The following is a 20,006-nucleotide window of genomic DNA, read 5'->3' on the forward strand; positions in this document are numbered from 1 at the left end:
CCTCGGGCGATGCTTGCGCAGCACCCTCCGCTTCCGGCCGAACCATGCTCCGGCGTCCCTCGAAACCTCGGCAGCGCCTGGGCGGCACTTCGGCTTCGCAACTTCCGGGGCCTCGCATCCCCGAACCATCTCCGAATGCGGTTTCCCGAAGGCACCTGCACCGTTTCCGGCCCGTGTAAACCTCTGATCTTGCTTTGGTTTCCCGCCGCCGGACCGTTCCGTCTACAGTCATGATGGTGTCATCGAACCCGAGTCGCGCAAAGCGCGAAATACCCCTGCAGACTTGTGAAGACTGTGGATAACGTGGACAACTAGGCAATATTATTGCGCGGGGACCAATTGGGAGGCGCCAATTCGAACCCGGCGAAATCGAAGCCGGGAACGACGATGCAGCTCACCAGCGCCCATCCGTGCGGCGCCTCGGTCGCCTGCCAGCGATTCGCCGGGACCAGGCACTGGGGCGCATAGCCGGCGGTCACGTCGCCGCCAAGCCGGGTCGTCGCCGGATCGCGGTCCGCCGCGTCGGCGACGTGGAGCGCGAGCGGGCTGCCGGCGTGCCAGAGCCACCATTCGTCGGCATCCACCCGGTGCCAGTGCGAGCGCTGGCCCCGCTCGAGCAGGAAATGGATCGCGGTGCCCCCGGCCCGCCCGTCCGCGCCCGGCGCCGCTCGCCAGGTCTCGCGATACCAGCCGCCTTCGGGATGGGGCACCAGTTGCAGCCGCTCGATGATCGCCCGCGCTTCGTCCATTTTCCTTCCCTCCGATGAACGATATGTTGTCTTCCGTTCATGAAACTAGTTCGGAACCGAAACGTTAGGTTCCCGGTTTGCCCCAAAGTGCATCAGGAGTGTAACATGCGGAAATTCATTCTCGCGCTCGGCGCGATCGCCGTGGCCGTGCCGTCCGTCGCGGTGGTTCCGGTCGCGGCCAACGCCGCCGCCATCGCCAAGGCCGGCGTCGACGGCAACTGGTCGCAGGATCGCCGCGATCGCAAGCGCTATGCCTATCGCGAGTGGCGCGGGCGTGACGGCCGCAGCTATTGCCGCAAGCCCGACGGCACCACCGGCCTGGTGGTCGGCGGCGTGGCCGGCGCGCTGGTCGGCCGCACGATCGACACGCGCGGCGACCGCACCGTCGGCACGCTGCTCGGTGCCGCGGCCGGCGCGGTGGCGGGCCGCGAGATCGAGCGCAGCGGCAAGCGCCGCTGCCGCTGATCCCCTGCCGGCAACAGGAAACGGTTCGCCCGGAGAACGCGCCGGGCGAACCGTTTTCGCATGGCGAGCGGCCCATTAACCCTTGCCGGCTATAGGCGGGAACATGCTCCGCGTGCTCGTCCTCTCGACGCTCTTCCCCGATGCGTCGCGCCCCAATTTCGGCATCTTCGTCGAGCGCCAGACCCGGGCGCTGGCGGAACGGGAGGATGCGGAAGTGCGTGTCGTCGCCCCGCTCGGCCTGCCGCCCTGGCCGCTGGCACGGCTTTCCCGCTACGCCCGTCTCGCCGCCCTGCCGGAGCGCGAGACCTGGAATGGACTGACCGTCCACCGCCCCCGCTTCCGCAACCTGCCGGGCACCGGCGGCCGCTTCCATGCCCGGGCCCTCGCCGCCGCGCTCGCCCCGCTGCTCCGCGCCATCCACAGGGAGTTCCCGTTCGACGTGATCTCCGCCGAGTTCTTCTTCCCCGACGGCCCCGCCGCGGTCCTGCTCGGCGAGCGCATCGGCGTGCCCGTGTCGATCAAGGCGCGCGGCTCCGACATCCATGACTGGGGCCGGCGCAAGACCATCGGGCCACAAGTGATCGCCGCCGGCCGGAGGGCGGACGGCGTGCTCTCGGTGAGCGATGCGCTGCGCGCCGACATGATCGCCATGGGCATTCCGGGCGAGAAGATCGAGACGATCGCCACCGGCGTCGACCTGGCCCGCTTCGCGCCCCGCGACCGTGCCGCCGCCAAGGCGGAGCTCGGCATCGACGGGCCGCTCGTCCTCTCGGTCGGCGCGCTGATTCCGATCAAGGGGCACGATATCGTCATTGACGCTGTCTCGACGCTTCCCGGCGTCACGCTGTGGATCGCCGGAGAAGGCCCCGATCGCAAGCGGCTCGAGGCGCGGATCGAGCAGCTCGGCCTGGGCGACCGCGTGCGGCTGCTCGGCTCGATCCCTCCCGATCGCGTCGCCGCCGCGCTCGCCGCCGCCGATGCGATGGCGCTTGCCTCGGAACGCGAGGGCCTCGCCAATGCATGGCTCGAGGCGCTGGCGAGCGGCACCCCGATCGTCGTCCCCGATGTGGGGGGGGCCCGCCAGGTGGTCACGGCGCCGGCGGCCGGCAGCATCGTTCCGCGCGCCCCCGCCGCCTTTGCCGAAGCCCTGGGCGCGCTGATCGCGGCGCCGCCCGCTCCGGCCGACACCCGCGCCGTCGCCGCGCCGTTCACCTGGGCCGCCAACAGCACCCGCCTCCACGCGTTTCTCCAGCGCCTCGTCGATCGCCGCCACGGCACCTGAGGGAACCGCTTCGCCCCGCCCGCCGTTCGTGCCCGGGGCGTAACGGAGAGAGATGGACGATGGACCCTTTTCGCAACCTGCCCGAGCGGCCCGCCGAAGCGCCGCCGCTCGTCTACTACATCCTGCCCCAGGCGGAGCAGCCGCCCGAGACGCCGATCGGCCCGGGCGACCTGGAGATAGAGTTCGAACCCGATTGGGAAGCGGAAGAGGAGTGATCCTTTTCCGCGTTGACTAGGCGGCGTCGGTCCGTGACATTCATGACAGTGAAGTTACCAGCGGTGGAGACCGAGTGATGGCGGGCAAGAAGGACAAGCGGGCCGGCGATACCAAGCCCGAGAAGAAGGGCTTTCTTCCCAAGAGCATCGCCGGGATGAAACTGCCCAAGGAACTGCGCAGGCAGCTTGACGCGCTGGCCAAGCATCCGGTGGTGAACGATCTGCTCGCCGCGGGCCTGGTCGCGCTGGCCGCCAAGCTCAAGCCCAGCGAGAAGGCCGAGGAAGCGGCCGCTCCCGCTTCCCCGCCCGCCCCGACGCCCGCATCGGCCCCTGCCGCGGCCAAGCCGGTGGCGAAGCGCACGCGCACCGTCGCCGCGAAGCCGGCCGCCAAGGCACCGTCGAAGCGTGCGGCCAAGCCCGCATCCGCGGCCAAGACGCCCGCGACGCCGGCCGCCGCCAAGGCGCCCGCAACCAAGGCCGAGGCCAAGCCGGCGGCGCCCAAGACCGCGGCAAAGCCCAAGGCGGCTCCAGCCAAGCCGGCCCCCGCGACCATATCGGCACCCAAGCCGGCACCGAAACCGCGCAAGGCCGCGGCGGCCAAGGCGCCCGCCACCACGCCGCGCGCCACCACGCGCCGCGCCAAGACGACGCCGCCCAAGACGACGCGCTGATCCTCTGCTAGGCACGCCGCCGAACCAGAGGGGGAGTATCGATGAAAGACAAACCGCACGCCGAGGGGCCGGCGCACGGTCTCGAGCGCATGGCGTTCTTTTCCGACGCGGTGTTCGCGATCGCGATCACGTTGCTGGTGATCGAGATCCATGTGCCGCACATCACCGCACCCTATACCGATGCCGCGTTCCTCGAGGCGCTGAACAAGCTGATCCCCAATTTCATCGGCTTCTTCGTCTCGTTCTTCGCGATCGGCGCCTTCTGGGCCGGGCATCACCGCGCCTTCGATTGCGCCCGCCAGTGGAGCCCGGTGCTGTTCGCACCCAATCTGCTCCTGCTCAGCACGATCGCGGCGATGCCCTTCTTCACTGCCTTCACGGCGGAGTATTTCGGCCACCGCGTGCCGACGGCCTTCTATTGCGGCTGGATGGTGCTGATCTCGATCTTCAATATCATCGTCCAGCGCATCCTCACCGCGCCGCCGGTGGTGGGCGAGCATGTGTCGGAGCAGCACCGCAGGATGATCCGCCAGCGCGGGCTGGCGGCGTTCCTCGGCTCGGTCACTGCCTTCGTCGTCAGCCTTGTCGTGCCGTTCCTCGGCCAGGTCGCGCTGATCTCCATTCCCTTCTGGCGCCAGCTGCTGATGCGCATCTCTCCGGCGCGCTAGGTTGGAAATCCAAACAAGTATCTGATTTTATGCCGTCATCCCCGCGCAGGCGGGGATGACGATGAAAGAACCTAGGCCGCGCCTAGCGCTTCTTCGCCCAGGCGCGATACTGGCGCGCGGTCAGGTCGACCAGGTCGCCCTGCGCCAGGTTCATGTCGATCAGGTGCAGGCCCCAGTCCTTCAGGATCGCGTTGCCCACCTTCACGTCGCCGGGAATGGTGTCGGTGCGCGCATCCGCCGGATCCGCGTTTACCGTCACCGCGAGATAGTTGAAGCCGTCCCTGTCGACGCACTCGGTGGAGATCAGCCCCGGCACGCTGACAAAGGGCGTGGCGACGGGCGCGCCGTCCTTGCTCCAGGCCTCGGCCGGGCCCGGGATCAGCATGTTGCCCCCGGCATTGAGATAGGCATGCGCCACGGCCCTGCCGCCGCCCAGCGCCGCCGGGTTGGTGCAGCCCGCCTCGACGCCGGGCCTGTCGCCCCTGGCGAAGCGGCTGCCAGCCGGCGGCGGCGAGTCGGCGCGGAAGCTCGCATAGGTGATCACGCATCCGGCCTGATCGGCGCTGCGGCACAGCGGGATCGTCGGGAATATGCCGCCCACGTCCTTGCCGATCGGGACCGGTACCGAGCTGCCGATCAGCATCGCCGAGACCAGCTGCTTCTGCGCGGGCTTGCCGTCGATTTCGCGGGCGACGAGCTGGGTGAGGATCAGCGAGCCCTGGCTGTGCCCGATCAGCACCACGCCGCGCCCCTTGTTGTCATGGGCCATATAGTCGTCCCAGGCCGCCTTCACGTCGCGATACGCCATGTCGCGGTCGATCGCCGGCGCGCCGCCGCCCATGAGGCTCCTGAGCGCGGTGAGCGTGACCTGGCGATAGACCGGCGCGAACACCCGGCAATTGGCGCCGAACCGCGCCACCTGGAACTGGGCGACGCGCTTCTCCTCGGGGCCCGGGATCATGTCGCTATTGGGCGTCGGGTCGAGCGAGATGGTAGGATAGACGTAGAAACAATCGAACTGGGGCGCACGCGCAGCCTTGAACGGCTCGACGCGGCGCGCACCGTCGGCGGCGACCACCGTGGTGGAGAGGTCCGCTGCACACGCATCCTGCCGGCCGGGCCGGCAGAGCCAGTTGGCGGAATTGCGATAGTCCGGCGTGTCCGACCCAGCGGCCATGGCCAGCGCGAGCGCGAGAATCATCATGCTGCCTCTCCCTTTCCGGGCAGCATACCCAATGTTCGAGCGATGCGGAAAGCCTCCCCTCCGGGAAACTAGTCCAGCGGGTAGAGCGCCCCGGCGATCCAGCGCAGTTCGGCGCGCAGCACGCCCCAGGCACGGGCCGCGGCGCGGCTGTCCATCGCCTCGATGCCGATGCCCCTGGCGCCCAGCGCCTCGGCCAATGCCCGCGGCGGGCGCACCAAAGTCCTGCCGGTGCCGAGCAGCAGGAATTCGGGCCGGGGCTCCAGGCCCAGCAGGGGCGCGAGATCGGCCTCGGTCAATTCGGCGATCGGCGGCGGCGCCCATCCATCGGCGCGCTCGGGCGTGATGAGCAGCCCTTCATAGACGCCCTCGTCGACGCGAAAGCCGCGCCCGGAGAAGCCGGAGATGACCGGCCCCTCCGCGCTGGCGCGCTTCACTTCCATCGGCTCAGCGGACGCGCTCGGCGCCGCTCGCCGGCGAGGGCTTCTCCTCGCGCGGGCCCGGCTTCAGCCCCAGCGTGATCAGCAGCGACGACGAGACATAGATCGACGAATAGGTGCCGACGACGATGCCGAGCATCATGGCGGCGGTGAAGCCGCGCAGCACCGGGCCGCCGAAGATCAGCAGCGAAGCGAGCGCCAGCATGATCGTCAGCGAAGTCATCACCGTGCGGGGCAGCGTCTCGTTGACCGAAAGGTCGATGAGCTCGCTCATCCCCATCTTGCGGTATTTGCGCATGTTCTCGCGGATGCGATCGTCGATCACCATCTTGTCGTTGATCGAATAGCCGATGATCGTCAGCACGGCGGCGACGATGTTCAGGTCGAACACCATGCCGGTGACCGCGAAGAAGCCGAGCGCCATCAGCACGTCGTGGATGATCGCCACCGCGGTCGAGATGCCGAACTGCCATTCGTAGCGGAACCACGAGAAGATCGCGATGCCGATGATCGCCAGCACCACGGCCAGGATGCCCTTGTTCACCAGCTCGCCCGAGACCTTGCCCGAGACGGTGGAATAGGTGCTGAAGGTCGCGCCCGGGAACTTCGCCGCCAGCGCCGTCTTCACCGTCTCCACCATCTTGTCGACCGCGTCGGGCGTGGTCGAATGCGGGACCGGCAGGCGGATCGTCACCGTGTTCTGGCCGCCCAGCTGCTGGAGCGCAGCCTCGCCGAAGCCGAGCTCGTTCACCGTCTCGCGCACCTGGTCGAGATGCGGCGGGCTGGCGAACTTCTCCTCGATGGAGACGCCGCCGACGAAATCGACGCCCATGTTGAGCCCGTGGATCGCCACCAGCGCCACGGCGGCGACGGTGAGCAAGGTGGTGACCGCGAAGGCGATGAAGCGGACGCGTACGAACCCGATGTTCGTATTGTCGGGAATGATCTTGAGGAGCCGCATGCGCGTCGCTTCCGTTAAATGTGGATTTCGGTCGGCCGGTTACGGCGCAACCAGATCGTGACGAGCATGCGGGTGAACACGACAGCGGTGAACACCGAAGTCGCGATGCCGATCAGCAGCACGACCGCGAAGCCGCGCACCGGCCCGGAGCCCAGGATCACCATGATCAGGCCGGCGATCGCGTGCGTCACGTTCGCCTCGAAGATCGTCCGGCTGGCTTCCTTGTAGCCGAGCTCGACCGCCTGGCTCACGCTGCGCCCGCGCCGCCGCTCCTCGCGGATGCGCTCGTTGATCAGCACGTTCGCGTCCACCGCGGTGCCGATCGTCAGCACGAAGCCGGCGATGCCCGGCAGCGTCAGCGTGGCGTTGAGCAGCCCCATCACCGCCAGGATGACCAGCACGTTGATGATCACCGCCAGCGTGGCGTAGATGCCGAAGCGGCCATAGGTGAGGATCATGAACGCGATCACCGCGATCACCGCGATGATCGAGGCCGTGACGCCGGCACGGATCGAATCGGCGCCGAGCTCGGGGCTCACCGTCGATTCCTGCACCACTTTCAGCTTCACCGGCAGCTTGCCCGAGCGCAACGCGATCGCGAGCTGGTTGGCGCTCTCCACCGTGAAGCCGCCGTTGATCACGGCGCTGCCGCCCAGGATCGGCTCGTTGATGTTCGGGGCCGAAATCACGACGCCGTCGATGATGATCGCGAACGGCTTGCCGCTATTCTCCTGCGTCACCTTGGCGAAGCGCTTCGAGCCGGCACCGTTGAGCTGCAGCGTGACGCCGGGGGCGCCGGTCTGCGGGTCATAGGTCTGCTTGGCGTCGACGAGCATGTCGCCGCTGATCATCACCTGGCGCTGCACGGCGACCTTGCCGCCCGCCTGGTACGGCATGATCACATCGCCGGCGGGCGCCTCGCCGCGCTGCACCGCGTTCTGATCGGCGTTGACATCGACCAGGCGGAACTCGAGCACCGCGGTCTGGCCGATCAGCGCCTTGAGCGCGGTCGGGTTCTGCAGGCCCGGCACCTGCACGACGATGCGGTTGGTGCCTTCGCGCACCACGGTCGGCTCGACCGTGCCGAGCGCGTTGATGCGCGTCTCGATCACTTCGCGGGCATCGCCCATCGCGGTATCGATCGCTTCGTTGATCCCCGCCTCGGTCGGCGTCAGCACGAATTGCGACGAATTGACCACGGCGACGTCCCACTGGCGCTGGCCGGTGGTGCCCACGCCCGTGCCGGTGATCGCCAGCAGCTTCTCGCGCGCGGCATCGACCTTGGCCGGGTCGCGCAGCATGAAGCTGACCTTGCCGCCCTGGATCGAGATGTCGCCGATGTCGATCTTCGGGTCCTTGCGCATCTCGGCGCGGACCTGATCCTGCATCTGCGTCAGCTTGGCCTGACGCACGTCGTCGGTGTTCGCCTCGAACAGCAGGAAGCTGCCGCCGGCGAGGTCCAGGCCGAGGTTGATCGCCGGCTTGGGCACCCAGCTCGGCCAATGGTCGCGCGCGCTCTTCGGGAAGAAGCTCGGAATCGACAGCGCGATCATGATCGCGATGCCGACCAGGATCGTCGTGATCTTCCAGCGGGGAAAGTCGAGCATCAGTCGTTCGCGGGCTTCGCGCCGCCGGCCGGCATCACGCTGGTGAGCGTGGCCTTGATCGCGCGGACCTTCACATTGGGAGCGAGCTCGATCTCGACTTCGGTCTCGTCGACCTTGGTCACCTTGCCGAGCAGCCCGCCGCCGGTGACGACCTGATCGCCCTTCTTCACGGCGTTCACGGCGTTCTGAAGATCCTTCATCCGCTTCTGCTGCGGGCGAATCATCAGGAAGTAGAAGGCGACGAAGATGAGGACGAGCGGCGCAAGTCCGAGGACGCCGCCCATCGGGTTGGCCTGGGCTGCCGCGCCTGCGGCCTGTGCATGTGCTGGCGTGATGAGCATGGGGTCCTGATTATTATTGTTATGGGCGGAGGAATCCGCACCGTTCAAGCGCGGCGCGCTAACATGCGGCACACCCCGGCGCAACTATTGTCGCCCATGGGTTGCATCCCGCGCCGGTCCGGCCTAGAGGGCGCACCCTTGGTCGGGGCGTAGCGCAGCCTGGTAGCGCATCACACTGGGGGTGTGGGGGTCGCAGGTTCGAATCCTGTCGCCCCGACCATTTCATCGATCGATCGCCGATCCGCCCCTTTCGGGGCCCTGCCCTCAGCCATGACCCCGATACTGCGAACCCTCACTCGCGTTCGCGCGGGCGCGCGCCTGCGCATCCCGGTCAGGGCGCCGCGATCTCCTCGGGCAGGGTCTGGCGCGCACGCACCCGGTCGCCGGCGACCCGGGCGATCACGGCCTTGCCAAGACGCTGCCCGGGCAACTCGACCAGCCTGTAGGTGACATAGGCGAGGACATAGGTGGCCGGCACCACGATCGCGCCGGTCAATGCGAATCGCCCGGCCGCACCAAGCCCGGCGCCGAAACGCGCGGTCACGCCCGCCGCGACCGGATACAGGATCAGCAAGTGGATAAGATAGGCGCCATAGGAAAGCTCCCCCAGCCAGTGGAACAGCTTGCCGCCCAGCAACCGCGCGACCCGGTCGACGGCGCCCAGCGAACGCAGATGGACGAGCGCGAAGAAGCCCAGCACCAGCGCCTCACGCACGACGATGTGCAGCAGGTCGTGATCGCCCCCCACCGGCATCACTGCGAGCAGCATCGCCACGACGAGATGGACGCCGATCCGCCCCCGGCCCGGCCCGGGATCGGCGGCGATCAGCATGCCGCACAGGAAGAGATGCAGCTTGAGCGGCAGGAAAGCGGGCATCGGGAAATCGAGCCCCAGCCGATGCGCGATCACCGCCAGCCCCAGCGCCGCACCCGCCGCGACCAGCGCCGCCGGCACCCAGCCGATCCGCCGCGCGAGCAGCACCAGGAACGGAAAGGCAGCGTAGAACTGCATCTCCAGCCCCAGGCTCCAGTCCGGCAGCGGAGTGCGGAAGGCATAGTCGGGAAGCAGGCCGAACACGAAACTCGCATGCGCCGCGATATTGGCAAGGCTCGCATCGGCATAGCGCTCGCGCGGCTGGAGCGGCTGGCCCAGGAAGCTGTCGATCGCCACCCGGTCGGCATAGAGGGCCGGCCCGGCGAGCAGCGCCGCCGCCAGCGCCACGTAGAAGAGCGGCGCGAGGCGAAAGAAGCGGCGCGCCCAGAACGCCGCCCAGGTGCCGGGCGCACGCCAATCCTCCGCACCGGCGCGCAGCCTATACTGGAACACCATCAGGAAGCCGGAGAGCAGGATGAACAGGTCGACGCCGAGATCGGGCTTGCTCAGCACCGGCAGGCGGAAGCCGGTGAGGATCACGAGGTGCCCGAACAGCACCCAGAGCGCCGCCAGCCCGCGCAGTCCGTCGAGACATTCGACTCGTCGGATGTCGGCCGGCCGAATGTCCATCGCGCACCTCCAACGCCGCCCGCCGTTCCCCGGCACGACAGCCGTATCCGGAGCCCGGACCGCCGCGCAAGCCCGCCCGTCGACGGGTGCCCCGCCCCCTGCCTGGCGCGCGCGCGATAAGCCCGTGACGGGGGCGCCCGCGCCGCGCTAGACAGGCCCGATGATCGCCCGCCTCCGCGCCGCGCCGGCACGCCTCCGGCTGCTGCTCTTCGCCTTCGGGGACTTCGCCTTCAACCTCTACTGGCAGAGCATCATGCTCTTCCTGCTCTTCTATTACACCGAGGCGCTCGACCTGCCGGTGGCGCGGGCCGCCGCGATCTACACCATCGCCTCGGTATGGGACGGGCTCGCCAATTTCCTCGCCGGCGCGATCGCCGACCGGCGCGAGCCCGGGCGCGGTTATGGCCGCTTCCTGATGCTGGGCAGCATCCCGCTGGGGCTCGCCTTCGTCCTCACCTATATGCCGCCCCTTGCAAGCGGATGGTGGGGCATCGCGACGATCTTCGCCGGCCACCTGCTCTTCCGCACCGCCTATGCCGCGGTGAACGTGCCCTATCTGGCGATGAGCGCGCGGGTGAGCAGCGACAGCCGCGACCGCGCCTTCCTGGCCGGCATGCGCATGCTGTTCGGCACGATGGCGGCGGTGCTGGTCGCGCGCGGGACGCTGCCGCTCGGCGCCTGGCTGAGCGGCAGCGCGGTTCCCGCCCAGGCCTATCTCGGCGCGGCGATCCTGTTCGCGATCCTGGGCACCGCGATCCTCGTGCTGGTCGGCGCCAGCTACCGCGAGCAGGTCGTGCCCGCGCGCACCCAGCCCCCCTCGATCGCGGCCAGCCTCGCCAGCCTCGCCGCCAATCGTGCCTTCGTCACGCTCAACCTCGCGATGATGGCGATGATCGTCGCGGTGACGATCCTCAACAAATCGGTGCTCTATTATTTCAAGTACTTCATCGGCGACGATGTGGCGGGGCAGAGCGCGCTTGCCTGGATGGGCGTGGTCGGCGCGGCGGCGGTGCCGCTCTGGATGCTGCTCCAGCGCCTGCTCGGCACGCGCGGGCTATGGTTCCTGGCCGCCGGCTTCTGCATGGCGGGGCTGGTGCTGTTCGCCGGCGCGCATATCGACCGGGCCGCGCCGATGCAGCTCTTCCTGGTGGCGATGCAGGCGCTGATCGTCGGGCTGCACTTCGCCTATTGGGCGATGCTGCCCAACACGGTGGAATATGGCGAGAAGGCCACCGGCCTGCGCGTCGAAGGCGCAGTGTTCGGCATGGCCGCGCTGCTCCAGCGCATCGCGATCGGCGTCGCCACGCTGCTGCTCGCAAGCGGCTTCGACGCGGCCGGCTATGTCGCCAACGTCCGGCAGAGCGAGGCGACCCTCGCCGCGATGCGCCTCACCATCGCGCTGGTGCCGCTGGCGTTCCTGGCGCTGTCGTGCGTGCTGATGCTGCTCAACCCGCTGGGCAAGGGCGCGCATGCCCGGATCGTGAAGGACCTGGAGGGGCATTCCGAATAGATCCTCCCCCGCCTCGCGAGGGAGGATCCAGGAGATCAGGCCGCCAGCGTGAACTGCGCCTTCACGCCCTCGGCTTCCGCCGACGGCGCGATCCACAGGTCGAACAGCCCCGGCTCCACCGTCGGCTTGTTCTCGCGGCCGATGAACAGCAGCTGTTCCCGGCGCAGCTTGAACGTCACCGTCTCGCTCACCCCCGGCGCCAGCGCCAGCTTGCGGAACGCCTTCAGCTCGCGCACCGGCCGCGTCACGCTCGCCACCCGGTCGCGGATGTAGAGCTGCACCACTTCCTCGACTGCGCGGCTGCCCGAATTGGTGATCTTCGCCGAAACCGCGATCTCGCCGTCCCAGGCCAGGGTCCCCGGCACCGACAGGTCCGAATAGCCGATCTTGCCATAGGTCAGGCCGTGCCCGAACGGGAACAGCGCCGAGTTCGGGATGCCGCGATAATGCGCCTTGTACGGCTGGAGCGGCCCCTCCGGGTTCGGCCGGCCCGTCGGCTTGTGGTTGTAGTAATAGGGCTGCTGCCCGGGCGAGCGCGGGAAGCTGCACGGCAGGCGCCCGGCCGGGCTGTAGTCGCCGAACAGCACATCGGCAGTCGCGTTGCCGCCCTCCGAGCCCAGGAACCAGGTGACGAGGATCGCCGGCGCCGCCAGCACCGCGCCGTCCAGCGCCAGCGCCCGGCCGTTCTTGAGCACCACCACGATCGGCTTGCCCGTCCGGGCCACTGCTTCCGCAAGTTCCATCTGCGGCGCGGGAATCACGATCTCGGCGCGCGACTGCGCCTCGCCCGACATGTTCTCGCTCTCGCCGATCGCCAGGATCACCACGTCCGCCGCATTGGCCGCGGCCACCGCCGCCGCGATGCCGCCGGGCAGCGGCGCCTCGACGCCCGAGCCGAGCGTCACGCTCACCGAGCCCTTGTCCGCCACCGCGCCGCGCACGCCGCTGGCCAGGTCGATCGCCAGCGCATTGTCGCCATAGACCACCCAGGGCCCGTTGATGTCGCGCTTCCCTTCCGCGAACGGCCCGATGATGGCGATCTTCTTGCCGCTCTTGGGCAGCGGCAGCAGGTCGCCGTCGTTCTTGAGCATCACGATCGACTTGCGGCCGCTCTCGCGCGACAGCGCGATCGCTTCCCTGGTGCGCGAGCGCGCCTTTTCGCGCTTGGCGTCGATCCGGCGGAAGGGATCCTCGAACAGGCCGAGCCGGGCCTTCATCGCCAGGACCTTGCGCACCGATTCGTCGACCAGCGCGATCGGCACTTCGCCCTTGGCGACGAGATCGGGCAGATGGTCGCGGTAGAAGCCGCTGGTCATGCTCATGTCGACGCCGGCCAGGAAGGCGAGCTTCGCCGCCTCGCGCGCGTCCGCCGCAAAGCCGTGGTCGATCATTTCCATGTCGCCGGTATAGTCGGAGACGACAAAGCCCTCGAAACGCCATTCGTCGCGCAGGATCTTGCGCATCAGCCATTCGCTGCCGGTCGAGGGCACGCCCGAAATCTCGTTGAACGACGCCATCGCCGAAAGCGCGCCTTCGTCGAACGCAGTCTTGAAGGGCGGCAGATAGACTTCGCGCAGCGTCCGTTCGGAGACGTCGACGGTCGAATAGTCGAGCCCGGCCTCGGCCGCGCCATAGGCGGCGAAATGCTTGGCGCAGGCCAGCATCGCGTCGTTCGCCTTCAGGTCCTTGCCCTGGAAGCCGCGCACCCGCGCCGCGGCGATGACCTCGCCGAGCAGCGTGTCCTCGCCCGCGCCTTCCATGGTGCGGCCCCAGCGCTGGTCGCGCGCAATGTCGACCATCGGCGCGAAGGTCCAGTCGATGCCTGCCGCAGCGCCTTCGTACGAGGCCATGCGCGCGGTACGCTCGGCGAGATCGGGATCGAACGCCGCCGCCTCGCCCACCGGCACCGGGAAGATCGTGCGATGGCCATGGATCACATCGGCGGCGAAGAGCAGCGGGATCTTGAGGCGCGCCCTGGTCATCGCGACGGTCTGCATCCGGCGGGCCATCTCGGCACCGTTGCCGTTGAACACGCCGGTGAGCCGCATCTTCGCGACTTCCTCCAGCTGCTGCTCGAAGCTCGGCCCGTTGGTGGGCGGATTGAGCGCGGTGGCGACGCCGCCGCCCCAGGCCGCGGGCAGGATGGTGAGCTGCCCGGCCTTCTCCTCCACCGTCATCTTGGCGATCAGCGAATCGATGAAGGCGGGCACCGGCAGGCTGCCCGCCGCCTGCAGCATCGCGCGCGCCGGGCTCGCGGCCCAGGCCGCGACCGCTCCGGCTCCCATGAGAGCCGCGCGTCGCGAAATCCTGGTGTCGAACATCTCGTTTCCTCTCCTGAACGCCCGCCGCTGAACGCCGACGGAAATTGTCTGCACCCGGCCGGCCGCGAAACTTTTTTGCTTGTCGCCGCCCGCCGTAACCGGTTACATAACTCGCGGACGGGTTGTATTGCAATCGCCGAAGCGGTCTGAAACGCGGGAAAACACGCGTCGATCGGGGAGAAGGGACTGAAATGGGCGAGGCCACCATCCGCGATGTCGCACGCCGCGCCGAAGTTTCGGTCGCGTCGGTGTCGCGCGCGCTGAACGGCCTCGACAATGTCCGCGCCGAAACCCGCGAGAAAGTGATCAAGGCGGCGAACGAGCTCGGCTATGTCCCCCATGCGGGCGCCCGCAGCCTCAGCCTGGCCCGCGCGCACGCGATCGGCGTCGTCCTGCCGGACCTGCACGGCGAGTTCTTCTCCGAATGCGTCCGCGGCATGGACAGGGAAGCGAGCCGGCGCGGCTATCTCCTCCTCCTCTCCAACATGCATGACGACAGCGACCAGGCGGCGGTCGCGCTGCGCACCATGCGCGGCCGCGTCGACGGCCTGCTCGTCATGGCCCCGCACATCGCGCCCGAGACGCTCGAACAGGCCATCCCGCCCGCGCTCCCCTCGATCCTGCTCAACAGCCATGCCGACCTGCCCGGCCGTCCGGCGCTGCGCTTCGACAATCGCGCGGGCGCCGAGGCGATGGTCGAGCATCTCGTCGCCAATGGCTATCGCCACATCGTCCACATCGCCGGACCCGACGGCAATCTCGACGCCGCCCAGCGCGCCGAGGGCTATCTCGCCGTCTGCGCCCGCCACCATCTGCCCCCGCGCATCCTGCCGGGCAACTTCAACGAGGAGGCCGGCGAAGCCGCCGCGCGCGCGATACTGGCAAGCACCACGCGCACCGACGCCGTCTTCGCCGCCAACGACATGATGGCGATCGGCTGCCTCCATGCGCTGCGCGACGCCGGCACCCGCGTGCCCGAGGACATCGCGGTGGCCGGCTTCGACGACGTGCCGCTCGCCCGCTATCTCTCGCTCAGCACCGTCCGCGTGAACATCGCCGAGATGGGCGCCCGTGCCGTCGCCCGGCTGATCGACCTGCTCGAGGGCAAGGACATGCACCGTGCCAGCGAGATCCTCACTCCCGAACTGGTGATGCGCGCCACCACGGCGCCGCGCACCGCTTCCGGGAACGGAGCCGCGCATGCGTGACCGCGGCTCCGTCTCCTTCTCGGCCTGGACTGTAACCGGTTCCATGGCTCCCTTCCCCCGGTTACACCCCCCTCGGGGGCGGCGCCGCGCGCGTCGCCCCCAATTTTTCGGGGCGGAACGGGGACCCCTTGCTCTATCGGCTATGAGGCTTTGGACATGATCGACCGGCGTGCGCTACTTTCGCAGTCTTCGCTGCTGCTCGCGGCCTCGGCGCTGCCCGGCACCGCCGCGGCCCAGGCGCACAAGGGCACGGCCATCCGCGCGCTGCCGCCCTTCTACGCCGACATCGAGCACCGTACCTTCCGCTGGTTCTGGGAGACGGCGCGGCGCGACAACGGCCTGGTCCCCGATCGCTATCCCGCACCCAGCTTCTGCTCGGTCGCCGCGGTCGGCTTCGCGCTCACTGCCTATCCGATCGGCGTCGAGCGCGGCTGGATCACCCGGGCCGAGGCGCGCGACCTCACCCTCACCACGCTGCGCTTCTTCTGGGAAGCGCCCCAGGGCCCCGAGCCGACCGGCAGGATCGGGCACAAGGGCTTCTACTACCACTTCATCGACATGATCACCGGCGAGCGTTTCAGCAGGACCGAGCTCTCCAGCGTCGATACCACCCTGCTGCTGATGGGGGTGCTGTTCGCCGGCCAATATTACGACCGGGCGGACGCGAAGGAGCGCGAGATCCGCGACCTCGCGCAGAAACTCTATGCCCGCGCCGACTGGAATTTCTTCCGCACCGACGGCCGCAAGGCCGTGTCGATGGGCTGGCACCCGGAGCGCGGCCTGATCCCGGCCAGCTGGACCGGCTATAACGAGGGGATGTTCGTCTATATCCTGGGCCTGGCCGCCCCGGAACATCCGCTGCCGGCGGACAGCTGGGAGGTGTGGACCGCCCCCTATCCGCACTGCTGGCGGGGCGAGGGGCCGACTCGCCACATCGCCTTCGCGCCGCTGCTCGGCCACCAGTACAGCCATATCTGGATCGACTTCCGCGGCATCCGCGACAAGGTGATGCGCGAGGCCGGCATGGACTATTTCGAGAATTCGCGCCGCTCCACCTATGCCAACCGCGCCTATTGCATCGCCAATCCCCGGGGCTGGGACGGCTGGTCCAAGGACATATGGGGCCTCTCCGCCTGTGACGGCCCGGGCGATTTCAAGCTGCCGTTCAAGGGCGGGACCGCCGAGTTCTTCGGCTATTCCGCGCGCGGCCCGCTCGGCCAGCCCGACGGGCGCGACGACGGCACCATCGCTCCCACCGCGGCGCTCAGCTCGCTGCCCTTCGCGCCGGAGATCGTGATCCCGGCGGCCGAGGCGATGCGCCGCGAGCATGGCGACCTGCTCTACGGCAAGTACGGCTTCTACGATTCGTTCAACCCCAGCTTCCGCTGGACCGACAAGCCGCTCTCCAACGGCCGCGTCGATCCGGCCAAGGGCTGGTACGACACCGACCATATCGGCATCGACCAGGGCTCGATTCTGCTCCAGGCGGCGAATTATCGGAACGACTTCGTCTGGAAGCGCATGCAGGGCTGCGCGCCGATCCGCAAAGGGCTGAAGCTGGCCGGGTTCACCGGGGGCTGGCTGGGCTAGCCCCCGGAAAACACCGGGCGAAAGGCCGGGCTAGCGCGCGGCCTTTCTTCTATCCTCAACTGGCGTTGTAATAGGGGATCTTCACCGCCGTCGCGCCGACATAGGCCGTCAGATAGCCCAGCGGCCTGGCGGGAAGGGCATCGGCTCCTCCCGCCGCCCCCACGGCGGAACCCGTGCCGTTTCCGAACGCGACCTTCCCGCTACCGGGGCTGGTAGCGGCGGCCGAGAGGATCAGCGTGCCGACATTGTCGATGGCCTCGCCGTTCATGTCGAGCGCGCTCACCGCCGGCGTCATCGCGAAATCCCTGGCGCCAAAGGCGGAAAGATATCCGGTAAACCGATTCCGGACGGTGTTGTAGATCTGGCCGCCTGGCGTATCCGCATTCACGGTGTTGGAGGAAACGAAGAACTGACCGGCGCCAGCGTTCAGGATGGCCCCCGGCAACTGCCCGTAGAACTGGACGAAGTTATTGCCGATCGTATCGGAGAAATCGTTCCAGTTGACCGGCGCCATCCCCACGATGCCGTTCGCAACGGCGCCGTTGAATGCGATCGCGCGCGGGCCGGTGGCGCCGCGCCTCTCGACTCGTCCGCCATAGAAATAGTTCTGGGTGCAATTCGCGTCGAACTGGATGGGTGCCGCGCTGAACGCCGCTTCGAAGCTGATGCCGTACCAGCACGTCCCCGAAACCGGACCGCTGAAGACGACCGCAGCTTCGGGCGTCCCGCTGAAATCGACCATGCGCGGCATGAAGAAGCGCGTATCGTTGGCATCATCCAGATCCCAGCCGCGATCGCAGCGCTCGACTTCCGGAGAATAGAATGTGTTCCAGTAACACACGGAGCGAAGCTGCCATGCCGTACCGAACTTGGCAGTGCCGCCCGCCGTACCGACGAGGCAATTGATCCACTGGCAATATTGCCAATAGGCGCATTCCCACGCGACCGCACAGTCTCGCATGGCGCGCAGGTTGACCATCTCGAAGGTGCATCGCGCCACCTCATTGCCCGACGCGGAATGGGCGGAGACGGCCGGGCCTGCATGATCGATCAGGAAGGTGGCGTTGCGCAGCTTCAATGGCGTCAGCGTCGGAAGGTAGATCGTCCCCGTGAGCCGAAACCTGCCACCGTTGCCGTCCAGCACCTGGCCGGTCGCCGCCGCCCGCGCGATCGCATCCACCACTGCCGACGTATCGTCGGCCACGCCGTCGCCAACCGCGAAGCTTTCGAGCGACAGCACGCGGCGAAGTGCCGTCTCGACCGTCTCGGCGTTCGCGCCCCCGCCCTGCTCGAAGCCGACAAGCGAAGCACCATTCGGCGCCGCGAGCTGCGCTTCCGTCACATAAGCCATGATTGATTCCTCACACAAGTTCACACGGAACATATAGGGAACAATCAAAGATCCTACATTGCAAGCCGGGGGCGCGTTGCGTCAGTTGATCCGCACCGGCCGCGTGCGCCGCGAGACTCCGTTCTCGTCGAACGCCTCGACCGCGACCCAATAGTCGACGCCCGTGTTGAGCGCCCGCAGTTCCAGCGCCGGCCCCTGATCGGCCCAGCGCTGATAGGCGAGCGTCAGCCGGTCCGGCCGCACGCCCCACAGGACGTTGTAGCCCACCGCGCCCTTCACCGGCTTCCACGCCACATGGGCATTGCGCGCGTCGCCATCGCGCTTCGCCGCAACACCACCCGGCATCGCCGGCGCCTTGCCGCCCGCGCTGCCGAACACGCGCAGGTCGCTGATCGCCAGGTTCGAACCGCCGACATGCTCGTGCACGTACCGCACGTATCGCGCCTCCACCGGGACCGGCAGCTGGAAATAGGCATTGGGCCGGTCGCGGCGCGGCGGCTCGGTCCGGGCCAGCGGGCGCCAGCGCTTTCCGTCCAGCGAGGATTGCAGCGCGAACTCGGTATAGATGTCCGGCGCATCGCCGAAGCGGCCGGACTTGTAGTCGGCGAAATTCACCTGCACCGCGCGCAGCGTCTTCGCCGCGCCGAGATCGACGGTGAGCGTCTCGCCAGGCCTGTTCGCGCCCGCCACCCAGAAGGTCCGCGGATTCTCGTCGGTCACCCGATCCGCCGCGAACTCGCCCATCGTCGACGACGCCACCGCCGCCTTCCGGTACGACAGCAGCATCCATCCGGTGAACAGGCTCTCCGGATCCTCGACCTTCGTCGTCGGCGCATAATGGGGAAAGTCGCCGAACCGGGTCGAGACCGACATCTGCCCGTCCGCCCAGAATTTCGCCGGCCACATGCCGATGCGCCGCTCGAAGGTCCAGTTGTATCCGATCCACGGCGTGCCCGTGTTCCACCAGTTGCCGCTCACGTCCTGGAAGGTCGAGCCGTGCCCCGCTCCCTGCACGAAGCCGCCGGGCTTGTAGGCGACCGGGTTCCACGGCGCATATTCGAACGGCCCCAGCGGCTTGTCCGAGACATAGGTGCCGTTGGCATAGGCGTTGTACTCGGTCCCTGGCGCGCCGTACTGGAGATAGTAGCGGCCGCCTGCCTTCGTCATCCAGGCACCCTCCATGAAGGGCTTGATCGGCGTGCCGTCGGGCAGGGTGCCGCTATGGTCCTGGCCAAAGCGCTCCCAGCCATGCCGTTCGGGCTGCAGCGCGAGCATCGGCCTGGGCTTGCCCTTGTAGACCAGCTTGCCGTCCTCGAACGCGATCTCGATTCCGTAGAGCGGAAAGACGTTGGACGAGCCCCAATACATATACCATTTGCCGTCCTCGTCCTTGAACAGCGCCGGATCCCAGGGGCCGGGCGGCACCTTGTCCTCGCCGGGCGCGGGGACGTGCCCCTCCCCCACCGAGTCCACCAGGTCGGGCATTCGCCGCACGAAGAAGTCGAGCTTGCCGCCGTCCGGATCGCTGGTCGACAGGATCGATTCCGCCCGCGTCATCGAGGGCTGGATCAGGATGCGCGTGCCGTCGCTCCACACCGCGGGGGCGACGATCGAGTTGAACGGCCAGCGGCTGGGCGTGACGAAGGTCCAGTGGACCAGGTCGCTCGACGACCAATAGCCGTCGGCCAGCGTCTGGAAGAGATAATATCTGCCCTTGTGGGTGACGATCGCCGGGTCCGCGCCGGTGCGGTACGAGATGCCCTGGTTCACCTGCTCGAAATTGTAGCGATAGTCGATGTCGATCGGATTGGCATAGGTCCGGCGCGCCTCCTGCGCCTGGACGGCACCGGCCACGAGCAGCGCGGCGCCGAGCGGAAACAGGATACGCATCGTTCTTCCCCGCATGAAAAGGGGGAGGAGAG

At 68.2% G+C, this 20,006-nt stretch carries 18 protein-coding genes and 1 tRNA gene; 9 read left to right on the forward strand and 10 right to left on the reverse strand.

Annotated features, from left to right (window positions below; all coding sequences use genetic code 11):
- Window positions 1–311: 311 nt before the first annotated feature.
- Window positions 312–749 (reverse strand): cupin domain-containing protein, encoded by a 438-nt coding sequence (locus FHR20_RS21730; RefSeq protein WP_167301524.1) that lies wholly within the window; start codon window positions 747–749, stop codon window positions 312–314.
- Between the two features lie 105 nt (window positions 750–854).
- Between FHR20_RS21730 and FHR20_RS21735 the strand changes: the two genes are divergently transcribed.
- The 5 genes from FHR20_RS21735 (at window position 855) to FHR20_RS21755 (ending at window position 4,050) form a co-directional block, all read left to right on the forward strand.
- Window positions 855–1,214, forward strand: coding sequence for a glycine zipper 2TM domain-containing protein (locus tag FHR20_RS21735; protein ID WP_167301525.1), 360 nt, complete (start codon window positions 855–857; stop codon window positions 1,212–1,214).
- A 103-nt stretch (window positions 1,215–1,317) separates the two neighbouring features.
- A complete protein-coding gene (locus FHR20_RS21740) occupies window positions 1,318–2,496 on the forward strand; it encodes a glycosyltransferase (protein WP_167301526.1) in 1,179 nt (392 codons plus the stop codon).
- 59 nt (window positions 2,497–2,555) lie between these two features.
- Complete coding sequence (locus FHR20_RS21745; RefSeq protein WP_167301527.1) at window positions 2,556–2,711, forward strand: hypothetical protein; 156 nt, start codon at window positions 2,556–2,558, stop codon at window positions 2,709–2,711.
- A gap of 77 nt (window positions 2,712–2,788) precedes the next feature.
- Complete coding sequence (locus FHR20_RS23100) at window positions 2,789–3,382, forward strand: hypothetical protein (protein ID WP_208413812.1); 594 nt, start codon at window positions 2,789–2,791, stop codon at window positions 3,380–3,382.
- Between the two features lie 41 nt (window positions 3,383–3,423).
- The gene (locus tag FHR20_RS21755; RefSeq protein ID WP_167301528.1) at window positions 3,424–4,050 is read left to right on the forward strand and encodes a TMEM175 family protein; all 627 of its coding nucleotides are present in this window, start codon (window positions 3,424–3,426) and stop codon (window positions 4,048–4,050) included.
- 82 nt (window positions 4,051–4,132) lie between these two features.
- On the opposite strand, the gene FHR20_RS21760 is transcribed toward FHR20_RS21755, so the two are convergent.
- The 5 genes from FHR20_RS21760 to yajC form a co-directional block, all read right to left on the reverse strand.
- The gene (locus FHR20_RS21760) at window positions 4,133–5,254 is read right to left on the reverse strand and encodes a DUF3089 domain-containing protein (protein WP_167301529.1); all 1,122 of its coding nucleotides are present in this window, start codon (window positions 5,252–5,254) and stop codon (window positions 4,133–4,135) included.
- 68 nt (window positions 5,255–5,322) lie between these two features.
- The gene (locus FHR20_RS21765; protein ID WP_086130728.1) at window positions 5,323–5,694 is read right to left on the reverse strand and encodes an Mth938-like domain-containing protein; all 372 of its coding nucleotides are present in this window, start codon (window positions 5,692–5,694) and stop codon (window positions 5,323–5,325) included.
- A 4-nt stretch (window positions 5,695–5,698) separates the two neighbouring features.
- Window positions 5,699–6,652, reverse strand: a complete 954-nt coding sequence (gene secF, locus FHR20_RS21770; protein WP_167301530.1) for a protein translocase subunit SecF — start codon at window positions 6,650–6,652, stop codon at window positions 5,699–5,701.
- Between the two features lie 14 nt (window positions 6,653–6,666).
- Complete coding sequence (gene secD / locus FHR20_RS21775) at window positions 6,667–8,259, reverse strand: protein translocase subunit SecD (RefSeq protein ID WP_167301531.1); 1,593 nt, start codon at window positions 8,257–8,259, stop codon at window positions 6,667–6,669.
- Window positions 8,259–8,600, reverse strand: a complete 342-nt coding sequence (gene yajC, locus FHR20_RS21780) for a preprotein translocase subunit YajC (RefSeq protein ID WP_086130725.1) — start codon at window positions 8,598–8,600, stop codon at window positions 8,259–8,261. Before yajC ends, secD begins: the two co-directional genes overlap by 1 nt.
- A gap of 143 nt (window positions 8,601–8,743) precedes the next feature.
- Here yajC and FHR20_RS21785 point away from each other — a divergent pair.
- Window positions 8,744–8,820 (forward strand) — tRNA-Pro (locus FHR20_RS21785).
- Between the two features lie 111 nt (window positions 8,821–8,931).
- Here FHR20_RS21785 and FHR20_RS21790 read toward each other — a convergent pair.
- On the reverse strand, window positions 8,932–10,104 hold the full coding sequence (locus tag FHR20_RS21790) for an acyltransferase family protein (RefSeq protein ID WP_167301532.1): 1,173 nt from the start codon (window positions 10,102–10,104) through the stop codon (window positions 8,932–8,934).
- Window positions 10,105–10,264: 160 nt separating this feature from the next.
- Here FHR20_RS21790 and FHR20_RS21795 point away from each other — a divergent pair, with 160 nt between their 5' ends.
- A complete protein-coding gene (locus FHR20_RS21795; RefSeq protein ID WP_167301533.1) occupies window positions 10,265–11,614 on the forward strand; it encodes an MFS transporter in 1,350 nt (449 codons plus the stop codon).
- Window positions 11,615–11,649: 35 nt separating this feature from the next.
- On the opposite strand, the gene FHR20_RS21800 is transcribed toward FHR20_RS21795, so the two are convergent.
- Entirely contained in the window at window positions 11,650–13,935 is a 2,286-nt protein-coding gene (locus FHR20_RS21800) for a glycoside hydrolase family 3 N-terminal domain-containing protein (RefSeq protein ID WP_167301534.1), read from the reverse strand.
- Window positions 13,936–14,126: 191 nt separating this feature from the next.
- On the opposite strand from FHR20_RS21800, the gene FHR20_RS21805 reads away from it, so the two are divergent.
- Both FHR20_RS21805 and FHR20_RS21810 read left to right on the forward strand, forming a co-directional pair.
- Window positions 14,127–15,143 (forward strand): LacI family DNA-binding transcriptional regulator, encoded by a 1,017-nt coding sequence (locus FHR20_RS21805; RefSeq protein ID WP_167301535.1) that lies wholly within the window; start codon window positions 14,127–14,129, stop codon window positions 15,141–15,143.
- A 156-nt stretch (window positions 15,144–15,299) separates the two neighbouring features.
- On the forward strand, window positions 15,300–16,733 hold the full coding sequence (locus FHR20_RS21810; protein WP_167301536.1) for a glucoamylase family protein: 1,434 nt from the start codon (window positions 15,300–15,302) through the stop codon (window positions 16,731–16,733).
- Between the two features lie 55 nt (window positions 16,734–16,788).
- On the opposite strand, the gene FHR20_RS21815 is transcribed toward FHR20_RS21810, so the two are convergent.
- Entirely contained in the window at window positions 16,789–18,084 is a 1,296-nt protein-coding gene (locus FHR20_RS21815) for a hypothetical protein (protein ID WP_167301537.1), read from the reverse strand.
- A gap of 81 nt (window positions 18,085–18,165) precedes the next feature.
- Window positions 18,166–19,974, reverse strand: coding sequence for a family 43 glycosylhydrolase (locus FHR20_RS21820; RefSeq protein WP_167301538.1), 1,809 nt, complete (start codon window positions 19,972–19,974; stop codon window positions 18,166–18,168).
- Between the last annotated feature and the right edge of the window lie 32 nt (window positions 19,975–20,006).

Source organism: Sphingomonas leidyi (assembly GCF_011761945.1).
Classification (GTDB): domain Bacteria; phylum Pseudomonadota; class Alphaproteobacteria; order Sphingomonadales; family Sphingomonadaceae; genus Sphingomonas; species Sphingomonas leidyi.